The following is a 22,390-nucleotide window of genomic DNA, read 5'->3' on the forward strand; positions in this document are numbered from 1 at the left end:
TGTGAATAATGTTCGTTATCTGATGATGGCCACATACCCTGAAAGCGGCGCAAATCCGTTACGCAGGGTGATGACATAGTAATAAGTGCCTACCGGCAGCGGATTGCCTTTAAAGCGGCCGTCCCATGGCTGTGCATAACCACTGGATTCATATACCCGTTGACCGTAGCGGTTAAATACTTCCACTTTACTGTCAGGATAATCGCTCAGGTTATAGATCACCCATTTGTCGTTGATGTTATCACCGTTGGGAGAGAAAGCATTGGGCGGTACCACTGGTTTCAACACTTTCACAGACATCTGGTCCGTGGCGGTACAGTTGTGTTTACCGATCGCTGTCAGTGTATAAATCTGGTCGTGCATAGCCGGAATAGTGGGCGACAACAACGTTGGGTTGGGGAAGTCTGCGGCCGGCTCCCACCGGAACTTCAGGTTCACGGAATCATTGGCCGTAGGCCTGAAGGTGATCACTGTTCCCTGCGGCACCACAAATGACTGGCCAGCATCGATGACAGGTTGCAGGTACACCACTACTTTGCTGCTGAATGGCGCGGAGGTACAACCTGCGGCATTCGTTACTTTCAGCTGTACGCCATATTCGCCAGGGGAAGTATATTTTTTCACGGGGTTCTGTGCGGTGGAAGTAGAACCATCGCCGAATTCCCATGCCCAGGTGGTGATATTGCTTTTATCATCAGTGCTCTGGTCGGTGAAAGTGTTATCTGTACCTTGGCACAGTGTGTCCGGCGCTACTTTAAAGGAGGCCACCGGCTGACCGAAGAAGGCTTCCATCCGTTTGGTGGCCTGTGCGTTACATCCGAAAGCGGAAGTAGCGGAGAGCACCACGTCGAACGGACCGTAAGCGGTGTAGTTATGCAACGGGTCCTTTAATGCAGCAGTAGCGCTGCCATCGCCGAAATTCCACTGCCAGGTGAGGGCTGAGTTGTCTTTGATAGTGGTCAGATTGGTGAACTTCGCGCTACCCTCCGGCATACACACGGAAGCAGGCAGCTGGAAATTCACTTCCGGCAACGGATGTACGGCCACCGGCATGGAGGCGGTGTCGCTTACGCATTGTTGATCGCTGACGGCAACCAGTTTCACGGTATAACTGCCATCGGTGGTATAGAGCACGTTAAACGGACTATTGTTGGTGGCCTGTGTTTGCTGGCCTTTGCCATCGTCCCACTTCCAGGTGGTGATAGCGCCACCACTGATGGTGGACTGGTCCGTGATCACCGCCGGCTGACCAAGACATACACTGGCCGTAGCGGTAAAGGCCGCCGATGGCTTCGGATATACGACCACGTTAGTGGCCACTGAATCCGTGCAACCGGTGCTGGCGTTAAACACATACCAGATCTGATGGGTTCCCGGTCCTGCTGTGGAAGGTGTGAAATTACCGGAGGAGTCGGTCGCTGGTCCTTTGTAGTAGCCATTGCCGGTCACTCCGTTCTGTACGGTGGCATTGGCCACTTTGATACTGCCTTTCACGTTCACGCATACACCGGTCACCGGTGCATAGGCCAGCTGCGGCTTCAGTTTAAAGCTGGCAGTGACGGTAGTATCTTTCGTACAGCCTTTATCGGTAGTTACCTGGTATTTGATGGTATAAGTGCCAAACTTCGTATAGGCGTGCGAAGGCGAGGCCAGCAACGAGGTATTGGGATTGGTTGGTGTGGCGTTGGCATCGCCGAAATCCCAACTGTGGCCTGTAAGGGTCTGCGCGTCCGGTACAGTGGCGGTGCTGTTAAACTGTACAATGCCATCTACCGGCAGACAGTCGCCCGGGAAGGCGAAGGCTGCATGCGGCTTCGCATATACGGTAATGGTCTGGGTGGCGGTATCGCTGATACACAGATCGCTCACTTTCACCACATGTTTGACGGTATACGTTTTATAGCCATTATAGGTCATGGATTCCGGCGCATTGGTAGTGGCTTTCTTCACGGAGTCGTTGCCAAAATCCCAGTACCACTCTTTTAAGGGTGCTGTTCCGCCGTAGGTGGAGTTGTCCGTCAGTTTTACCGGCGCGCCTTCACACAGCGACGGCACGTCACTGGCGAAATTAGCTACCGGTTTAGCGGCAGCGGTCACCTGGAAGGCGGTGTCGCCCACGCAACCATCGGTAGAGATCACCGTCAGTTTCACATTGGCCTGTCCCGGCTGGAACACATGATGTACTTCGATGCCGCTATCGAGCGCCGGACCGGGGAACTCCCACTTCCAGCGGCCTATTTTATAATCCGGCTGATTGTTCTCTCCTTTGAAGATGGCGCTGTCCAGCGTACAGCCGCTGTAGGTATAGCTGGATATCGCACGGGGCTTGGTCTTTACGGAAATCGTATAGCCTACCTTTTCGGTATTGGTACAGTTTTCAATGGATGGATGGGTAGACATCACCGTGATATCAAACTCACCGGTGTTGGCGAATTTATAAGAGCCCGGTAAAGTATACTTATAGTAAGTGATACCGTTGATCACCACGGTAGCCACCGGTACAGGATTATTCACCGTCACATCGGCATTGGGCGTGATAGCGGCTCCCAGCAGGCTCAGTTTCCATACCATCTTGGTAGGCTTATACGCCATGAGGATAGATAGTTCTACCGGTGTTTGTGTACAGGTAAAATCATTGGTTGTTTTAGAAGTATCAAGTTCGTTGTGAATAGAACCCACTGCGTTGAGGTTGTTGATCAGCGTACCGGCGTTGTAACCGTAACTTTCCACGCTGCCCAGTCCATAAGTGGTGGCGGTAAAAGCGGAATCACTGGTCACAATACACTGTGCCTGTGCGGCATTCCAGCGTTTCACCACGACGGAATAACCCGGCATATTGGGATGCGGATATGAAGTATTGTACAACGGACTGCCATCGATCAACAGGGAGGTGAGACCGCCTGTCGGAATGATGAGCGTCAGGTAATTGACTGTGATGAACTCACGGTTGTTGCGATAGAAGCCTGTCCGTTTAACCGCCTGTTCTATCGGGCTGAGGTAAACCATCTCCGGATCACCCAACGGATCACTATTGCCGCAGGAGCCGGATGACGGCATGTATTGTGCTACCAGTATAGGTTTATCGGCTTCAATATAATCGGCCGTTTTACTATTGAACTCATAGTAGGAATTAGCGATCAATGGGCCAGGCATACTGCCGCCATTTAATTTTACAATCGTTGTCGGATCTTTCACCACTACTTTATACATCGAGGTCTGATTGGAAGTAGGGGTGGCAGAATGCGAGTAAGGCGCAGTCAGGTAACGTTTTCCCCATGCCTGGAAGGGGAACACCTGCTGGATATTATTATCGCCGCTGCCGCCGCTATTGGTGCACGACTGGGAGGTACGGCTACTGCCGGAAAACACCGCTACCGGGTAACATTCGCCGGCGGAGTTACCGATGGACTTCACCGTGGTACCGGTCAGTTCACGGCCTTTGGAGCCGCCGAGGGAAGCGCCTACCAGCTGGTAAATATCGCCGCGGTTAAGTGTTACGGTGAACGGAACGCCCGGCGCACGGCCGTTACGCGTCAGTACCGAAGGTTTTATTTCCACCACGGTATTGTTCTGGTTGGCCACCACAAACATCCAGGAAAAACAATCGGAGGCATAGTCCTGCTGGCTGTTGACAGAAATATAGGAGTAGCCCCATGTTTCTTCCGGCATCAGCATAGTAGCGCCGGAAGAGGCGCTGCCAAAAATATGGGCATAAGCTACGATAGGCACATTGCTCTGAATGTGGATGGATTTGTTGGTAAAGGTACCTTCACCGCCTGTACCGCCGAAAGATGGCGGTGGTGAATACAACCGGGCATCATTGGCGCCTGTTTTAGGTATCAGGTCTGTTGCAATAACCGTGTTGGCAGGGATGTTATAAGTCCGTGTCCACGCGGTGCCGGTGATGTTCACTATTACCGTAGCGGCCTGTTCGGCGCTCAGGTACAGGATCATCTCCTGCGTGTTGCCCCCTCCCGGTTCCATGAACTGGTGATGTCCGTAGCCAACCCAGAAGTCTTTCCCTTTATTGGAAAGATTCTGGGCGTGCGAACTAAAGGCTACGAACTGCAACACTAACACAGATATGGTTATGAGACATCGCTGTAGCCGTTGGCTGGCAGGATGAGAAATGATTTTGGTTAACATCTTGTACAATTTTTCATCTTGAAATGATTATTGTTTGATGATCATCTTTGACGTTCTTGTCCCATCTTCAAATAAGGCCCGTAACATGTAAGAACCCTGGGCCAGTCCGGAAACCTGTACCATATGGTCTTTCCCCGGCGTGGCTATTCTCCTTACCTGTCTGCCGTCCAGTCCGTAAATGACCAGCTCGCGCAGTTCTTTCACTGACTTCACATGTACGGACACAGAGGCCGGATTGGGATAAGCAGTGATAGACCGGGCGCTGTTAAGCAGACTGTCTATCCCCTGCCGACAGCTGTGGGCTGCTGCATGGGTTATTCCCCCATGCAGCAACGCAGCTGTAATTATGAAAGCAAGCAAGTACTTCATCTTTCTTTCATTTTTTTGGTTATCGGATCAGGTTGATCACACCTTTTTTCTCTACACTGGAACCGTCTTTCAATACCAGGTGACATACATAGATGTACACGCCGGAAGGCATTGTCTTGCCTTTGTAAGTACCGTCCCATCCTATATCCTGGCTATTGGACTCAAACACTTTTTCACCCCACTGATCGAATATGGCGATGTGTATTTTGTTGATGATATAACCATACACTTTCAGCACGTCATTCTTACCGTCGCTGTTCGGTGTAAAGGTGTTGGGGATGTAGATACCATCCGGCAGGGTTTTGCCTTCGGCCGGATCAGATATTTTGTCCTCACAACCTCTCACTTTCACGAGGAGTTTCACGCTCTGTGATGGCTGCAGACCGGTGATCGTATGCTCCAGTCCTTCTCTTCCGGACGATGGCTGTGTCCAGGTAAGACCGCCATCGGTAGATACTTCGTAGCTGGTGGCATTGGGCACCTTGTCCCATTTGAAGCGTATCATGTTTACGCCTACAGTGTCCACTCTCACCACCGGTGTGGTCAACAGCGGCAGCACATGTACCACTGCTTTGGCGCGGCTTGCGCCAGGACAACCATGATTGATGGCTTCGAGGTAGTAGGTACCGCTGACGCTCACCGCATTGATCGTGTATACGTTACCGGTAAAGAGCAGGTTACCTCCTGTCGGCGCATCGTACCAGTTGTACAGCACGCCTGCTTCCGGATCTTTTACGGCCAGTGACACATCACTGCCGGAGCACACGGTCATGGAGTCTTTCACGATAGCAGCAATGCCCGGCGCATATACTTCCACTTCTTTCGTGGTATCACCGATACATCCTTCTGCCGCTACGATGCTGAGTTTCACTTTATGGATGCCGGGATATCTGAATTGTTTGGTCGTATCCTTCCGGTAACCGTAAGTGGTATCACCGAAATTCCAGTTCCAGCTGTTGATGCCCACATTGTTGCTGGTAGTGGCGCTGCCGGTGAACTGGGCCACATCGCCCACACAACCGGAGTACGCACTGGTGAAGTCCACCACCGGCGCTGGTATTACTTTCATAGAGAGGATAGCCTCAAAGCTGTTGTTACAGCTTTCGATGTCCGGATGGGAAATCAGGATAGGCACGTTGTAAGTACCCGGTGCAGAGAACACATATTCGTCTGGCAGCACAAAACGGTAGTAAGTACGGTCATTGGCCACCAGTGAATCTTTAGGCACCGGATTGGTCTGCACCACGTCCACCGCAGGTGTCAGGTTCTTTACAGCGCTCAGCTTCCAGGTGAGTGTGGTGGGTTTCACCGGTATCAACATGGAGAAGCGGAACGGCGTTTTCGCACAGGTGTACGTGTTATTGCCACTGGACGGGTTCAGCACGTTGCTGAAGGCCGGCAGGATATTGAGGTTCTTCACCAATGTTCCGGCGTTGTAACCATAGCTTTCCACACTGCCCAAGCCGTAAGTGATAGCGGTGAAGGCCGAGTCAGCGACAACATTACATTGTGCTGCGGCGGCATCCCACCTTTTCACCACTACCGTATAGCCGGGATGGTTAGGATGCGCGTAAGTGTGGTCAAACAGGTTGCTGCCATCGATCTGTAAAGAACTCAATCCGCCTGTTGGTATGATGAGGGTAAGATAGTTGGTGTTGATAGATTCAACGGTATTGCGGTACAAACCGACTTGCTTGATACCCTGTTCGAGCGGGCTGAGGTAGATCATTTCCGGATCACCATCACCCCATGTGTTATCACAGGAGCCGCTGGACGACATGTACTGTGCCACCATTACCGGTTGATTGGCTTCGATGTAATCGGCGGTATTGCTTTCATACTGATAGAAGCGGTTGTTGATCAGACCGGTCAGTGCCACGCCATTACGTTTCACGATAGTGGCCTGGTCTTTCACCAGTACGCGGTAGATGTTGGTCATAAAGCTGGCAGCGTCATTATCGATAGAAGTAGGCGCTGTCAGGTATTTTTTACCCCATGCCTGTGACGGGAAGTTTTGCTGGATGAGGTTATCACCGGAACTGCCCGAACTGCCGCCACATCCGATACCGGTACGGCTGCTGCCGGAGAAGAAGGCCAGCGGGAAACACTTACCGTCGCTGTTCACAATGGAACGCACGTGGCTGCCGGATACGTCGAACCCTTCAGAACCGGCTTGCAGTGCGCCCAGTACCTGGTACACTTCACCTTTGTTCAGCGTTACGGTAAACGTCTGGTTGGCCGGACGGCCTGCCAGCGTAGGCACGCTGGGCGTTATTTCCACGGTGGTGTTGTCATAATCCGCCACCACGTAGAACCAGGAATAGGTATCTGTGCCGTAATTCTGTCTGGAAGTCAGCGCATAGTAATCGTAGCCATAAGTACCTACCGGCAGCAGCATGGTGGCGCCGGAAGAAGCGCTGCCATAAATATGCGCATAGGCCACAATAGGCACATCACTTTCGATGCTGATGCCTCTGTCGGACCAGCCTTCTTCCAACAGACGGGCGTCGTTCATACCGCCTTTGGGCAGTGTTTCCGTCGTGATGGTTTTATTGGCCGGTATGTGATAGGTACGTACCCATGAAGTACCGTTTACGCGGACTGTCACGTTGGAGGAGTCTTTCGCGTTCAGGTACAGCACCATCTGCTGGCTGTTGTCGCCGGTGAAGAACTGGTGATGGCCATAGCCTACCCAGAAGCGGGTGCCCCTGTTGGAGCTGTCTGCGGGTTGCAGCTGCTGCGGTGCGTTAATACCGCCATTCAGTCCGGTGAACTTATCAAAATAATGCAGGGTGCTGTCAACGATCACATTGGCGATATCATCCACTTTACTGAGCGTATCTGTCTTCCACTTGTCCGTGCTGTCGGTCATCGCCAGGCGGATGTCTTTCTGGCGTTTGATATAACCCTGCCAAGGGTCGAGATAGAACTGTTGGATATTGAAGTTATACACGCCGCTGGCCGGGGTAACGTCCACGTCGGTATAGAAATACATGAAGTCTGTGCCCGGTGCGATATTCGGCGGTTTCACGCCGGAATAGCGGCGTACGGTCATATTGGACGGCAGGGTGGCATTGTTCCAGGTGATCTTCGTCACGGTATCGGTACCGAACATGAAGGTCTGGGTAACTCCTGCTGCCGGTGCGGCCGGGAAGGCAGGTAATGCCGGAGGCACGGAAGTAGGCAGGAATTCATAGGCGCCCATGTCAGGTACGCCTTCCTGCAATGTCACCGGCCTTGGGTTACCGTCGATGTCCTTATCGTTGCCAGGCACCTGCACGCCACGGCCATGGATAGCCCACACTTCCGGATCCGTGAGCACCGGATGCAGGTCGTTAACCCCTGTAAACGCCGGTTTGTACACGATCGCGTTGGCATCCAGCCCGCTACCGGTACGGTAGTCAGCCAGTGTAGCGTAAGACGCTGCCGGCGTATTCTGTCTTACCAAGACAGTACCGGTAGTGTACAATGTATTGTAATCGCTGTTCAGATAGTTCGGATTAGCGACATACATGGTACGGCCTGCATCGGAAGAGAAGATGTTGTTTCTCACTTTCACCGGAGAAGCAGAAGAAGACGTATGCGAGAAGTAAGCCGCATAGTTATTGTTACTGCTGGTGGAAGTGTTCAGGATACTGTTGTTAAGATAATTCAGGTTCTTGCCATACTCACTGTAAAGGCCGTACGAATTGGTAGCAGTAGTATGAATGCTGACCACGTTGTTGCTCACAGTAGTAGTATTGGAAGATGTCATGGTGATACCTCTCAGTTCACCGGTATTGGCCGTGCGGGCAAATATCTCATTGCCGGTCACCAGGCCGGGGGCTGCTGCTCCCGGATCGCAATAACTGAGGTAGATCGCATATCCTTTGGAAGCGGTATTGTTGATATTGATTTTATTTCTGGTAACGGTGATAGCGGTATCACAATCACCCGCATAAACGCCATATGTTGTTGAAGCCAGGGCTCCATTCAGGTTGATGGTGTTTTTACGCACGGTCAGCCTGTTGACATACGATGCATAAACAGCATAGTTATACGAACGGTTGATGGTATTGCTGTCGATGGTAACGCCCGGAGACATTAATTCCCCATAGCTGTTTACCCAATACACGCCGTTAGCGCCTTCGGTGAAGGTATTGCCGGCGATCACGTTGCCCAGGCCGGTACAGTTGCTGGCGTACACGCCGGCGCTGTTGGTCCCTGTGGACGTAGATACAGGCAGGGTGATGGCACACAGCTGCAGGCTGTCATAAGATGCTTTCTTCGCAAATTCCACGGCCCTTGTGTAAGTAGTGCCTGTTGGTTTAAAGGTGATTTTCTGCCAGGTCACATAACTCACACTGTCAAGCTTCAGCACGTAGTTCAGCGCGGACGTACCGGCGTAGCTGATGGTCACATCTGCCGCATTGCCGGAAGCACTGCTGAAGGTCACCCTGTTGACAGCGGAAGCACCCGGTATATTACGCATGGTCAGTTGCTCGGTATACGTGCCGTTGGCGGCGAGGAACAACACCGGTCCTGCGATACCGCATTCCAGTTTGGAGACAGCTGCTGCAAAAGACTGGAAGTTAGTGGTGCTGGTAGGTTGTGACGGGTTGATGGTGTAAGTGCCAGCCAGCAACGGATCATTGAGGTTCACCATTACCGGTGTGGAGTACGCGGTATCACGGTTGCTGCACACCACCGCGCAACGGAAGTATTTCTCAGCACCGGCGATGGTATTGAAAACACTCACGTACTGGGTGTCGCTCACATATTTCCACGGACCGGTAGCGGTAGCGGACACCTGCCATTGGTAGGTCTGATGACCACCTTTGCTGTTGCCCACGAGGTCCAGCTTGATGGCCGTACCCATACAAATCGGCGTGGTAGGGTCTACCGTTGCATTACCAGCTAATGGTGGTGAGGTACATTCAGGGATAGTGATTTCATAAGCGCCCATGTCCGGTGTGGTAGTACTGCGGACGGTGCCCAGGATGTCGATGGCGACGCCTGCCGGGCGGCCGCTGTTGTCCAGCGGGGAAATCACCGGTGCGAAATTACCCACGGAAGGATCGGCAAATACCGGCTGAATAGCGAGGGAGTTGCTGTCCAGCTTAGCTCCGGCACGCCAGTCGGCGAGGGTAATATAGTTGGTGCCGTTATTACCGGTGTAAGCGGTATTACGGCTGCTTTTCACGAAGATATCGTTGTAATCGGATTTGAATTCCGCTCCGGAAGCGATGGAGATACCGGTCCTGCTACCGCCACCTGCGCGGCTGATATCGAGGATATTATTGAGGAATTCCACGCCTGCCACGGTGCTGGTCTGATACATACCGGTGGCTTCCGCGCTGCCGGTGTTGACGGCATCGTTCAGCGCAACGGTATTGTGGTAGTACAGCACAAAATCACTGCTGTAGTTATAGAAACCACGCTGCGTACCACTTCCACGGATATCGTATATCACGTTGTTGATCACTTTCGCCGGGTTGGTAACGATAGCATCGGCGCTGCTGAACTCAATACCATAGAAGGAGTTCGTGGTGGTTGTGGCAGCATTAAAGAGGCCATGGATACGGTTACCGCTGATAACGGTGCCATCGCCTTTGCTGTTCACACTGATGCCATAGCTGGAGTAAGACACGCTGCTGCGTGACGTCCGGAAGATGTCGTTGTGGTCTACTACGGTATTCTCTGCGTTAGTCAGGTATATGCCGTAGGAATAGAATTCACTGATGGCGTTGCTGTCGATACGGTTACCGGAAGGCGAACCTGGTGTTGTACCATAAACGATCACACCGTAATATCCTCCGTTGATATTATTACCGCGTACCAGGTTGTTATCGCAGAGGTTATTGGAACCGCTGCTGGTGCTGGCATCACCACCATTGATCACAACACCGGCCATACCGGAGCTGCTGGAGGTGTTATCGGTAAGGATGCGGTTATGCGTGATCTTGTTGTTGTCCGCATTGGCCAGCAGGTGTACGCCATAACCGTTGGTACCGCCGCGTGCATCTATCACGAGGCTGTCGAAGGTCACATAGTCAGCGCCACGCAGTTTGATCACTGCTCTTTCGTTATCATCGTTCGGCGCAAACTTGATCGTATTGCCGTTACCGTTAAAGGTAATGGTGTTGGTGGCGGACATACCGGCGATGGAATCCAGTATCAGCTGTTCGGCATAAGGGCCTGAAGCGGATACCACATTGAATATCACCGGACCGGCGATACCGCATTCCAGGGCAGCCTTGGCAGCGTTAAAGCTGACAAAGTTAGTCGCGCTGGACGGTGCGCCTTTATTGATGGTATACGTACCGCCCGGGAAGGCCGGATTCACCGTCAGCAGCACCGGAGTGCTGTAGGCTGTATTGCCTGTACAGGTCACCGCCACACGATAATACAGGGTAGCCGTTGCTGTTATGGTAGTATCCGGATTGGTCATCGGGTTGCCGATGTTGGTATACGGACCTCCCGCTACGGCAGCTGTTTGCCATTGGTAGGTCTGTCCCAGGCCGATGCTGTTATTGATCAGGCTGAGCGACACTTTACGGTTGACGCATACCGGTGTAGTGCTCACAGTGGCGTCGCCGGGTGTGGGCGGCGTGGTACACGGACCAGGCGTAAACTCGTAGGCGCCGATGTCAGGCGTAGTGGTGCTGCGGGTATTGCTGTTAATATCGACAGTGATACCGGCAGGCAGCCCTTTGTTATCTATAGAAGCGCTGGTAGGCTGATAGTTGCCGGAGGCAACACCTGCAAACAGCGGGTTGGACGACAAGGAAACAGTGTCCTGTTTGGAAGCCGTCTGCCAGTCGAGCAGCGTGCTGCGGTTGGCCGTATAGTAGCCTGTAAAGCTGGTACCGCCTTGTGCGGCCATATAGTACAGGTTGTTATTGGCATGGATGGTACCGGTGGTGGTATTGAAGTATACCGCATATTTGCTGCCACCGCCACCACGGGTCACTGCGATGAGGTTATTAACAAACTCAATACCATCGGCCTGGGAAGTCTGATAGAAACCACGGGCCGTATAGGTAGTGGCGCTGGTGGAAGCTCCGTCCAGCGCAATGGTGTTATGGAAATACCATACGTTGTCAGAGCTGGAGTTATAGATACCGTAGGCATCACCCTTACCGGTGAAGTTATACACCAGGTTGTTGGACACTACGTTCTCCAGTTGCGACAATGCGTCCGTGCTGGAGAAATAAATCCCGTAGCTGCCGCTCACGCTGGCAGGTGCGCCGCCAAAAGGGTTGCTGATGCGGTTACGGGTGATATTGGCTTTGGTATTCAGGTTGGAGAAATAGATACCATAGAAGGTCGACACGTTGGACCGCGCCGGCCTGCTGATGATATTATTCTCCACTAACGTGTTAAATGATCCGCTGGCATTTACCCCGGAATTATAGAATTCAGTAATGGTATTGTTGGTGATTTTGTTGCTCATGTTCGCCATGGTACTGCTACCGGTGAGCACAACGCCATAATAACCGCCGACAATTTTGTTGGAGGTGAAAGTGTTGTTATCACATTTCGCGTCACCGGAGGTGGTAGGCGATGTATAAGAGCTGCTGATCACGATACCAGCGTAACTGCTGCTGCTGGTAGAAGTGGAATCCACCAGTATGGTGGAGTTGCTGATAGTATTAAAGTCTGCGTCGTTGGTCAGGAACACGCCATAGCCGTAACCGGAGCTACCGCTGCCCATCGCTTTGATCACGAGGTTATTAAAAGTGAAATAATCGGCATCGTCCAGCTGGATAACGCCTCTGTTGGCAGAGGTGGCGTTAAATTTCAGCGTATCGCCGTTACCGTTAAAGGTGATGGTATTGGTTGCTGATGCGCCGGGCACGGGTTTCAGCAACAGTTGTTCCGTATAGGGGCCGCTGCCGGCCACCACGTTGAACACCACAGGGCCGTTGATACCGCATTTCAGATAGTTATAGGCATCGTTGAAAGAGGCGAAGTTGTTGCCGGATGTGGGCAACGCCTTATTGATGGTAAAGTTGCCGGACACCAGTGTAGGCGATGAAACGCTTACAGCCGTAGAGGTAGCGCTCTGTGTGCTGGCAGTACAGGTGACGATACAGCGGTACCAGCTGGTAGCTGTTTGTGTGGTCGTCAGCATGCTTTTGTCAGCGCCGGTGATGTTGGTCCAGGTAACATTGTCAGCAGACTGCTGCCATTGATAGGTGAGCCCGGAAGCTACGGTGGCGCCATTGAGGCGCAGGTCGAAAGTTCCGTTGAGACATACGCTGCTCGTGCTGGACACCGCATTGCCGGCGGTAGGTGCACCGGTACAGGCAGTGGCGGGAATCCAGGAGAACGTGATGTTCGGACGGGTGGTCATGGTACCGGTATTGTCGGTTTCGATGGTACCGCAGAGGTTATCTTCGTTATCGGCGCGATAAGTATGCGAGCCGTTGAACGCCAACCCGGTGGTGAAAGCCACTTCCGGGTTGTGGGAATAGAAGGTGCCTGTATTGGAGACGGGTGAGCCGCTACATACTTCCACTACAATATTGTCTGTTCCGTTCCAGAAAAAATTACTGGCGAAAGGGAAGCTGTTGACGCCATTAAGGATGGTATAGTCTGCCGGCGCGCGCACCACAGTGGTACCGGGCACCCAGCTGGTTTCGCTGAGGGTGCTCACAGTAGTAGTGCCGATGCTGATGCCGTATTGTTCGATCAGATCGGCATTGTTCAGGTTTTTAACAACGAACTTAAGGCCGGTAATATATCCCGGGGCCATACCGGCAGCGGTAAGCTCTGCTGCGGTAAACAGGTACTGCGCCCTGTTGCCCTCGTAGTAGTCCTGTAACGGACAGGGATATCCGATATCACTGTTCCCCGTGGTACCGGTACCGATGCTGATATCGGTCTGCGCCAGCAGACGGCTGCCCAGCATCAGTAGCATACCTGCCACGAGGATGGTTTTGTGAATAAACGAAAGCGTATAATTTCTCATATAGAAAAACATTTGCTGGTTTTCAGATAGGGTTAATCTTTTATCAGAACACCCAGGTAATCCATGCCTTACCGTCTTTAGCGCTGACCATGTCATAAGTGGTGGCGCCGGTCTGTACAAGGAAAAAACCTGTCTGGTCTGCCATCAGCGTACGGGTACGCAGCAACGGCGTTGGGTCCGGAGGCAGATCGCCAAAGAGTCTGCTGTCATGGAAAACAACACGGCCATCATTGGTGAAAGTGGGTGCGCTGTGTATTACGCCGTACATCAGCGTCAGCTGTCCCTCTTCGGGCACAATGATGCCAAAGGCATCAATGCCGGAGCCCTGGCCGCCGGCTTCGGGCCAGAAAGTGGCCGCAACGAAGTCCGGAAGCGTGCGCAGGCCGTAGGCATCGTCCACACCGTTTACATGGAAGCCCTGATCGGCCACCCAGTAACGGCGCTGTGCCAGGGCAAACTGATACCAACGTTTAGGTGCTGCAATGTCCATCGCCAGCGGCCTGACGGTTTCTGATATACTGGCAGGCTGACCGTTGATAGTACCTTTTACGGCACCGTCTTCAAACCTGACGTTCTCAAAGCTGCTGATGGTATTGGTACCGTCCGAAAAGGCCGGTGACAGCGCAATTCCTTTCGACGTATAGTAGTAACCGGTAGTAGCTGTTTTTACCTCCCCGCCCACTACCCACGTAAAGGTGATGCGGTGCGTCAGTGTGTTCACCTGCACATCGTAGCGGGTATTGCCGAGGGTGAGCTTGTGGAAATAGGTCAGTATTTTCCGTACGCTATCGATGTTACGGTTGATATGCTGCTGGTAATAATCTGTCTGCTCCTGTTGCGTGGCTTTCACCAGTATGGCGCGGCTTCTGTTGAAACGGCCGGTCAGCACCATGGTGTCGCCGGTCATGCCATTGATGGAAAACTCAAAGTCCGATCCCAGCCCCCTGCCATAGTCGCCGCCATTCTGGCTCCCGTCAGGGTCGCAGAGCACGTGCAGGTAAGAGTAGGTGTCGAACAGCAGGCTGGGCTGCTGCAGGGCTTTAAGCCGCCAGCTGCTTTCTTTGGCAGCAACAGTGGAAGACTGTTCAAAGTCGCTGTACATCTGCACCCGGTTGGAATCGTTGAACCGGAAATAAAAGCTGTACACCGATTTGGGCGAACCACCGGGATATACCAGCGCTTTCCAGCCATAAGGAGCGTGTGTCAGTATCTGCTGGTACCGTTGTAAGGTATCGTTGAGCCGCTCATCGGGCGACTTGTCAAACATCGGGTCTGACTCTTTCTTACAGGAATAGATACCTGCAAGGACCAGTAATAAATACAAAAGTTTCTTTCTCATACCCATAAACGGTTAATACAATAGCTTGTTGATTTCTCTTCTGGTGCGGGATTGCAGGCTATAAAAATCGATATGCCATACAGTCTGGAAATAGCTCACCACCATCGCCTCTTTTCTGCGGAGCCTCGCTTTTGCATCGGCCTGTGATGTGCCGTTGATGCTGTATCCGGGAGGAATACTGTTGACGATCCTGTCAAATCCGGTCCTGCCTTCTACCAGCATGGTGGATATCATCTCCACAAAATCATCGTCATAACCGGACATGGCATAAGGAGTAACAAAGCCGTCCCTATAGGCTGACATATCATCGATATTGTTCCAGTTGGCCGTATACAGGCCGGCGCATATCCGTTTGAATTCTACCGGGTACATCACTGTCTGGTGGAGGATATGACCGAATTCATGTTCTATTACATGGAACATCTGTTTTACATTGGCAGAATCACCGGGTTTGTAATCGGGCATATCGCGGGTCACAAAATCGTTGACGAGGTACAGCACCACTTTACGGCCGCCTTCAGCGGTACCCAGGGTGATGGTGCCGTTTTCATTCCAGCTGGCGCTGCCACTGAGGATGAAGTACTTGGGGCAGTAGCGGCGGAAGAAAAGGTCTCCCGCTTCCGCGATGTAAGTGCTCATCCATACTTTTTTGATGGCGCTCATCACGGGGATGATCTTCTCCTCACGGGGAGGCACCAACGTTTTATTCAGTTCAAATTCAAACTGGTCCCATTTATATTTTACAGCAATGTTATAAGGCACGGTGAGCGTATCGAAGAGCCACCGGTCCAGCGGGCCTTTTACCCAGGTATCGCCTCCCAGTCCGGGAATGTCGTCTACCTTGCCCAGGTCATCCTTCTTGCTGCAGGACATCAGCAACAGGAAGGACAAAGCGAGAAGAAAAAGTTTCATACGAAAGCGATTTTTATTTGGTTGATAATTATCTCGGGTTTAATGCGATGCCGGATGTGGTGGCGGACTGCGGGATCTGGAAGACCCAGCGGTTGTCTCCCGGTTTCAGCTCCAGTATCTCGCCTTCACGGGTGGTATGCACGACGGACATTTTATAGCGTTGCAGGTCAAACCAACGCATACCTTCCTGCAGGTATTCCGCCCGTTTGAAATCGAGGATGGTATGTATCAGCCCGTCCTTTTCATTGCTGATACCATAAAAATTCCGGATGGACGTAGTGGTGATGGTGTGCACAGACGGATCGTAGTTGCGGATACGTTTGCTGGCAAAGAGGTTGAGGTCTTTCAGCGTAGCAGCGGATTTGCCCAGCTGTGCATTGGCTTCCGCCCGATTGAACAGCACTTCTTCTGTGGTGAACAGCGGCACCATTACATAAGGCTGACCGATAGTGGCGTTCACGGAGGACTTCACGAAGTATTCCGTCAGCTTGGGCACGAAATAATTCTGGGAGCCATAATAGTATATCGGGTAAGCCCAGCGGCCGCCGGTAACATTGTATCCCAGGACCTGCAGCTGCCGGGCGTTGTCCAGGTCATAGCGGTATTGCCCCACGCTGCGGCCATAGAGCGATTGTGTTTCCACCAGCAGCAGGTTCGCGTTCTCTTTGGCGTTGGCATAGAGGTCGAAGATCTGTTCCGGTGAAAGGCTGCTGTAGGTAGTGTTCCAACCGCGCATGTTGCTGGCCACATCGTTGTTGGCGAATGCCTGATCTGCGTACTGTACAACCTTTGCGTAGTCTTTTTTATAGAGATAGAAACGGGTGGCGAAGGCATAGGCAGCGCTGCGGTTAAAATGATAGCGCGGCACCTTATAAGTATCATCACTGATCAGCGGCAATCCTTCCAACAGGTCTTTCTCCACCATGTCATACACATAAGCTACCGTTTTGCGGTCGTATTGTTTGATCACCACCGTTTCAGGAACGGTCACATAAGGAATGCCGGGGTCATTGGCGGCCGTGGCGGGATCATACATTCTGGAGAAAATATTCACCAGCATAAAGTGCGCGTAGGCGCGGGCCACCAGCGCTTCTCCCCGCTGCGTGGCGTAGGCTTTTTTGTCAGCGGCCTTGTCACAGGCTTCCAGCGCCTGATTAGCGGCAGCAATAGCTACGTAGCAGGCCGTCCAGTAGGCTTCAGGGGAATCCTGCTCGATGGACTGTATGTCGCGGAACAAATACGCGTCCTGATTGGGGCGACTGATAACACCGGCGCCTTTATCAGCCACGTTGTCCGTCATCGCTTCGCACATCGTCACGTAAGACGATTGCGGGTAGGCGGTGCCCAACAGCTTAGACACTTTATCAGGCGTGCTCAGGTCGGTCCAGGTGCTGTCAGGCACCTGCTCCAGGTACTTGCGGCAGCTGCCCAGTGTAAGGAGGCCTATTGTCAGTGCGGCTGTCACAAAGGGCCTTATAAAACGTGTAGTCGAAACAGTTATATATCTCAATTCCATAGGTCCATTTTTAAATACCAACTTTTATTGACAGGGTGAATTGCTTCTGAATAGGCTGTGCCACGCCACCGGAGTTGAAAAATTCCGGGTCCTGGCCATGCAGCTTCTTATCGGCATAGATGAGCCACGGGTTGATAGCGGCGCCGCTCACAGACATGCTGTTGAAGCCTACGCGCCGGATGAGGGAAACGGGCAGCTGATAGGTCAGTGATACGGTTTTCAACCGGATAAAATCGCCTTTGGCCACCCGTTCAGTGGAATAGTTGTAGTTGTTATACGGATAAGCGCCGCGGATCAGCGTCTGTTCATAGGCATCCAGGATAGATGGCACGCGGGTGGTGTTCTCATCTCCCGGCATTACCCAACGGTCATAAAACTCTTTGGGCATGGCGTCCAGATCGGAATAGGCGGTTTTAAAAGCCGGATACAACCGGATTTTATTGCCCCACTGATAGGTAAAGAAGACATTCAATGAAAGGGCTTTATAACGGAACGTGTTGGAGAAACCGCCTGTCACCGGAGGGTCTACCGGTCCTTCATATACCAGCTGTGCTGTTTTAAGGTCCTGCAGGTTCACGTCCGGGCTTACAACACCGTCCTGGTTGACGAAGGAGGGCATGCCTGTTTTCGGAGAAAGGCCTTTGTATTGTAAGGAAAACAGGCTATGCACCGGATATCCTTCTTTGTTGCCGCCCTCTGCTACTACCAGATCAAAAATGGCCGGGATATTTTTGGCATTGGTGATCTTGTTGGTATTGTAACCGAAAGTGATATTGGATTTCCAACCCCAGTCCTTTTTACGCACTACATCCCCTCCGATCAGCAGTTCCACTCCTTTCGAAGTCATGTCGGCATAGTTGGCCGCTTTGTACATTTCGCCACCTATGCCGGATGTTTTGATGATACTGATAAGGTCGAAGCTCTTACGTGTATAGAGATCAAGAGAAACGTTAAGCCTGTTATTGAAGAATCCGGCGTCCAGTCCGAGGTTGGTCGTGTAGAGCTTTTCCCAGGTGAGATCATCATTTTGCAGATGCGCGAGGCTGATCACGGATTCCACTTCATTGAGGTGCGGCCTGCGGGTGTTGATGGTCTGGAAAACGATGTTGGAATTAGTGGCAGGGCCCATGCTGGCGGTAAGGCCGTAGCTGGCGCGCAGCGTGAGATAGTTCAGCCAGTTCACTTTCTGAAGGAAAGGCTCCTGGTCCATGTTCCATGAACCGGCCACGCTCCAGGTAGGCAGCCAGCGGGCTTTGCGGGACTGGCCCAGCCTGTTGGAACCGTCATACCGACCGGTAGCGGTGAGGTTGTATTTGTTATTGTAAGCATAGGTGCCGGAAGCATAAAAAGCTGCAAAACGGTCATAGTCGCGGCCCATGCTGTAATACGGGAAGTTGGACTCAATGGTTTGTTTCAGGATACGGTAATCCACAAACGGTGTTCCGCCGTTTTCATATTGATAGCCGTAGCCGGTATTGGACGCGCTCTGGCGGTCGGCATACTTTACCTGTTGCCCTACCAGCAGGTTGATGTTATGCTTTTGTGCAAACGTATCTGCATAAGTAAGGCCATTACGGAAGTCGAAGTTCATGAGCTGGTCTTCCGTGCGGTTGTAGAAGCCGCCGGCTGGCAGCACGATGACAGGCTGTGCGTCCGGATCGTCAGGATTACGGTAGAGGAACTTGTTGTTCCGTGCGATGGTAGCGTTGCCGGCAGCACGATAGGCGTTGGCCATGTTCGCGTTTTCGGTGATCTGGTGTTCGCGGGAGGATTTAACATAACGGATAGCGCCGGTGAATTCATACCGGATGTTGCGGGTGAGCCGCCAACCGAGGTCGCCCTGGAGGCGCAGGTCCATCATGTTCAGGTCGAGGGAGTTGTTGCGCAGTTCATTGATGATATTGAATGGTGCGAAATTTCTCCGGAAATATTCCAGGTTCCCGTTCTGGTCGTAGGCAGTGAGCGTACGGCTGGTATTGAGTGAATAGCTGAACGGGTTGATATCAAAATCGCGGTCATATTGCCCTTCTACCGGGTTACTGCTACGGGTAAGTGCTCCCGGTGCTTTTTGCTGCCGCACCGATGCCAAAGCGGAGAAACCGGCACTCAGCCGGTCAGAGAATTTATAGGTATTGCGGTAATTGAGGGTGTAGCGGTTCACTTTATCGGCCAGTGTCCAGCCGTTGTCACTGTAGAAGCTGGTAGAGAAATAGGATTGCGACTTGTCGGTACCGGAAGAGATACTGAGGGAGTGTTCCTGTACGAAGTTGTTGCGGAACAGCAGGCCAAACCAATCGGTATTGGCATTGGCATAACGCAGCAGGAAAGCTTTCATGGCCACAGGATCGTTCTGTACGGGGAAGTTGCCGCTGCCATCAGCGTCCAGTGATTCATACAGTTTACCGAAAACACCGATGTCACCACGGGAAAGGATATCCGAAGTGAGGATACCTTTACGTTCCAACTCCGCCAGCACAGACATTTGCTGGCCGGAGTTCATGATATTAAAATTGTTATAGGTTGGTTTCAGCTGCGTGCTGAAGTTACCGCTGTAAGCGATAACGGGCTTGCCTGCACGACCTTTTTTCGTAGTGATCACCACTACCCCGTTCATCGCGCGGGCGCCATACAAGGCAGTAGCGGCCGCATCTTTGAGGATATCAAAACTTTCGATATCGTTGGCGTTGAGGCCTGCTACCGCAGAACCCAGCAAGGTGGTGGGATCTCCACTGGAGAGCTGATCGTTGGAGATATTCACCACGTCTTCCAGCACCACGCCGTCTACCACCCAGAGTGGCTTGTTGTCGCCGTTGATAGACGTAGCGCCACGTACCCTTACTTTCGGCGCTGTACCGAAAGTACCGGACACGTTCTGTATGGCCACGCCGGCCACGCGGCCTTCCAGCATGCGGCTTACGTCTGTGATGCCGTCTATCTTCACATCTTCACCTTTGAGGCGGGTGGCGGCGCCGGAGAATTTACTTTTATCGATGCTCTGAAAGCCTGTCACTACGACTTCCTGCAGGCGTGTCGGTTTCTCTTTCATCACGATGGTGATGCTGCCGTTTTTAAATTCGCTGGAGTGTACTTCTTCCATTTTATAGCCGGTGAAGTTGAACACCAGTATAGCATCGCCGGGTACGCGGTGAATTTCGAATTCGCCTTTGGCGTTTGTGGTAGCGCCTCTGGAGGAGCCTTTCACCAGTACGGTGACACCTGGCAGTGGTTCTTTCTTTTCAGAGATCACGGTGCCTTTCACATCGGTAAAGCGGGGTGTTACCTGGCGCGGCGTGCTGACGGTAGTGAGAGATGTGAGTTTTTTGGAAGCGTCGCGCCTGATCACGATGCGGTCGTAGATCACGCTGTAGGACAAGGAATAGGGTGTTAATATCTTATGCAGCAGGTCGCCTACTTTTTCATTGTGGGCGGAAATGCTGACTTTGTTGGCATTCAGTACTTCATTGCCTACGTATACAAAAGATACTTCCGCGAGGTTACTGATTTTCTCCAGTGCATCTTTCAGTACAACATCGTGCAGGTGGAGGGTAATCTTTTTGTCAAGCGCATCCTGAAGGTCCACGGCGCCCGCTTGCAGGTGGAACAGCGACAGGAAGAGCGTCAGACAACAAATGTAGTATCGGGTTTTATTATGCATATTGAATTAATGTTTGTTCATTCCGGGTAATAGGAATCCTGATCCGGTTTTGCTGGAAAACCGGGCAATAAAGGGCCTTCTGCTGTGCAGTATTATTTTTTAGTGTCTATATGACAATTATTAACCGGAAGAGAAAGAGACAGTATGGTCCATAAACGCAATTTAGTTTGGTTGTTAAATGAAAAAATATCGGGAATGTATTGGCAATAGGGGCCCTGTTGAGAGAATACCAGCGTATTCAATCAATGGCAGATAACCAGGGATGAGAACCATTTCCAGGCTAAAAGTTACACAGGATAGCTTACCAGCAATACAACTTTTATTTCTCTAAAATAAGTCAGGTCAATAGCTACAAAACAAGTTTTCCATCTTGCATATTGATTTTGGTTAACGGTATTTTCTTCTCTAATCGGTTATTTAGTGGCAATTGCCATCAACTATTACATATCCGTTTCCGTTGGCATCCTTTTTAATTTTGGCGTTGAGGGACCCGGCGATGATGGTTAGTGTTTTCTGCAAATCATCTGTGGTATTAAAGTCTCCAAAGACGGGGCAGTGTTCCATTTTACTATCGGTGCTGACCGGCACGTCATAAAAGCGTTGCAGGTCGTTGAGCACTGCGGACAATGATTGTCCCTTGTAAGTAAATACGCCGGCCTGTTTCTGCCGGAAAAAGCGTGCATCATCAGTAGCATCTACCAGTTCGAGCCCTTTGGACGCGGCGTGATAAACGGCGCTCTTGTTGGCACTAAGCACCAGTTGATGCTTCGGGTTGGTTTCACCGCTATGGGTATTTACCTGAACGCTGCCGGATATTACCACTACTTTTGCTACACCGTTGTTACGGGCTTCCATATTGAAGGAGGTGCCCAGTACAGTAGTATTGATGAAAGCAGAGGATATTACAAAGGGATGTTTGCTATCCTGCTTCACATCAAAGAAGGCTTCACCGTCGAGTTGCAGTGTTCTGTTTTTTTTTCCAAAGTTCTCGGGATAGGTGATGCTGGAACTTTTTTCCAGATATACCAAAGATCCATCAGGCAGTGTGACTGTTTTATTTTGTGTTCCACTGTTCATGACCAGTTGTTTCACCTGTTGACGTACCAGCAGGTACCAGGATGCGCCTGCCAGCAGTACTACAGCGGCGGCAGCCGCTATTCTGCGTCCATACAGCGTGAATACGTTTGGTCGCGAAATACCGGCACGACGATGTATTTTTTTCAGCAGTTGAGCCGATAGCCGTTCATCCAGCAGGTCTTTTATTTCAGGGCCTTTTGCCTGAAAGTACTCTTTGGCTACCGCTTCCAGATCAGACAGATCGTTTTCTTCCAGGTACTGTAGCATCCATTCCTGCTCTGTGGCAGACCAGTTCTCCGTATGTAGCAGTTGTCTGAGGTATTCCTTTCTGTTGTGCACTATCGTGACGGTTTAATTTAAATACGCAGGTTGATAAAAAGTGGGTGGGTGAATCCCAAAGAAAAAACATATTTATTTTAT

At 51.7% G+C, this 22,390-nt stretch carries 8 protein-coding genes; all 8 read right to left on the reverse strand.

Annotated features, from left to right (window positions below):
• Positions 1-15 precede the first annotated feature (15 nt).
• Positions 16-4,146, reverse strand: coding sequence for a PKD domain-containing protein (locus ACTJJS_RS21610; protein ID WP_440665207.1), 4,131 nt, complete (start codon positions 4,144-4,146; stop codon positions 16-18).
• Positions 4,147-4,173: 27 nt separating this feature from the next.
• Positions 4,174-4,515: a T9SS type A sorting domain-containing protein gene (locus tag ACTJJS_RS21615; protein WP_168871914.1), complete on the reverse strand. Its 342-nt coding sequence runs from the start codon at positions 4,513-4,515 to the stop codon at positions 4,174-4,176.
• A 19-nt stretch (positions 4,516-4,534) separates the two neighbouring features.
• A complete protein-coding gene (locus ACTJJS_RS21620) occupies positions 4,535-13,471 on the reverse strand; it encodes a gliding motility-associated C-terminal domain-containing protein (RefSeq protein WP_440665208.1) in 8,937 nt (2,978 codons plus the stop codon).
• A gap of 43 nt (positions 13,472-13,514) precedes the next feature.
• Positions 13,515-14,810 (reverse strand): DUF4302 domain-containing protein, encoded by a 1,296-nt coding sequence (locus ACTJJS_RS21625; RefSeq protein WP_440665209.1) that lies wholly within the window; start codon positions 14,808-14,810, stop codon positions 13,515-13,517.
• A gap of 12 nt (positions 14,811-14,822) precedes the next feature.
• On the reverse strand, positions 14,823-15,722 hold the full coding sequence (locus tag ACTJJS_RS21630) for a zinc-binding metallopeptidase (RefSeq protein ID WP_440665210.1): 900 nt from the start codon (positions 15,720-15,722) through the stop codon (positions 14,823-14,825).
• A gap of 28 nt (positions 15,723-15,750) precedes the next feature.
• The gene (locus tag ACTJJS_RS21635; protein ID WP_440665211.1) at positions 15,751-17,238 is read right to left on the reverse strand and encodes a RagB/SusD family nutrient uptake outer membrane protein; all 1,488 of its coding nucleotides are present in this window, start codon (positions 17,236-17,238) and stop codon (positions 15,751-15,753) included.
• A gap of 10 nt (positions 17,239-17,248) precedes the next feature.
• The gene (locus ACTJJS_RS21640) at positions 17,249-20,893 is read right to left on the reverse strand and encodes a SusC/RagA family TonB-linked outer membrane protein (protein ID WP_440665212.1); all 3,645 of its coding nucleotides are present in this window, start codon (positions 20,891-20,893) and stop codon (positions 17,249-17,251) included.
• A 417-nt stretch (positions 20,894-21,310) separates the two neighbouring features.
• Positions 21,311-22,309: a FecR family protein gene (locus ACTJJS_RS21645; protein WP_440665213.1), complete on the reverse strand. Its 999-nt coding sequence runs from the start codon at positions 22,307-22,309 to the stop codon at positions 21,311-21,313.
• Between the last annotated feature and the right edge of the window lie 81 nt (positions 22,310-22,390).

It is taken from the genome of Chitinophaga sp. 22308 (assembly GCF_052045305.1).
Classification (GTDB): domain Bacteria; phylum Bacteroidota; class Bacteroidia; order Chitinophagales; family Chitinophagaceae; genus Chitinophaga; species Chitinophaga varians_A.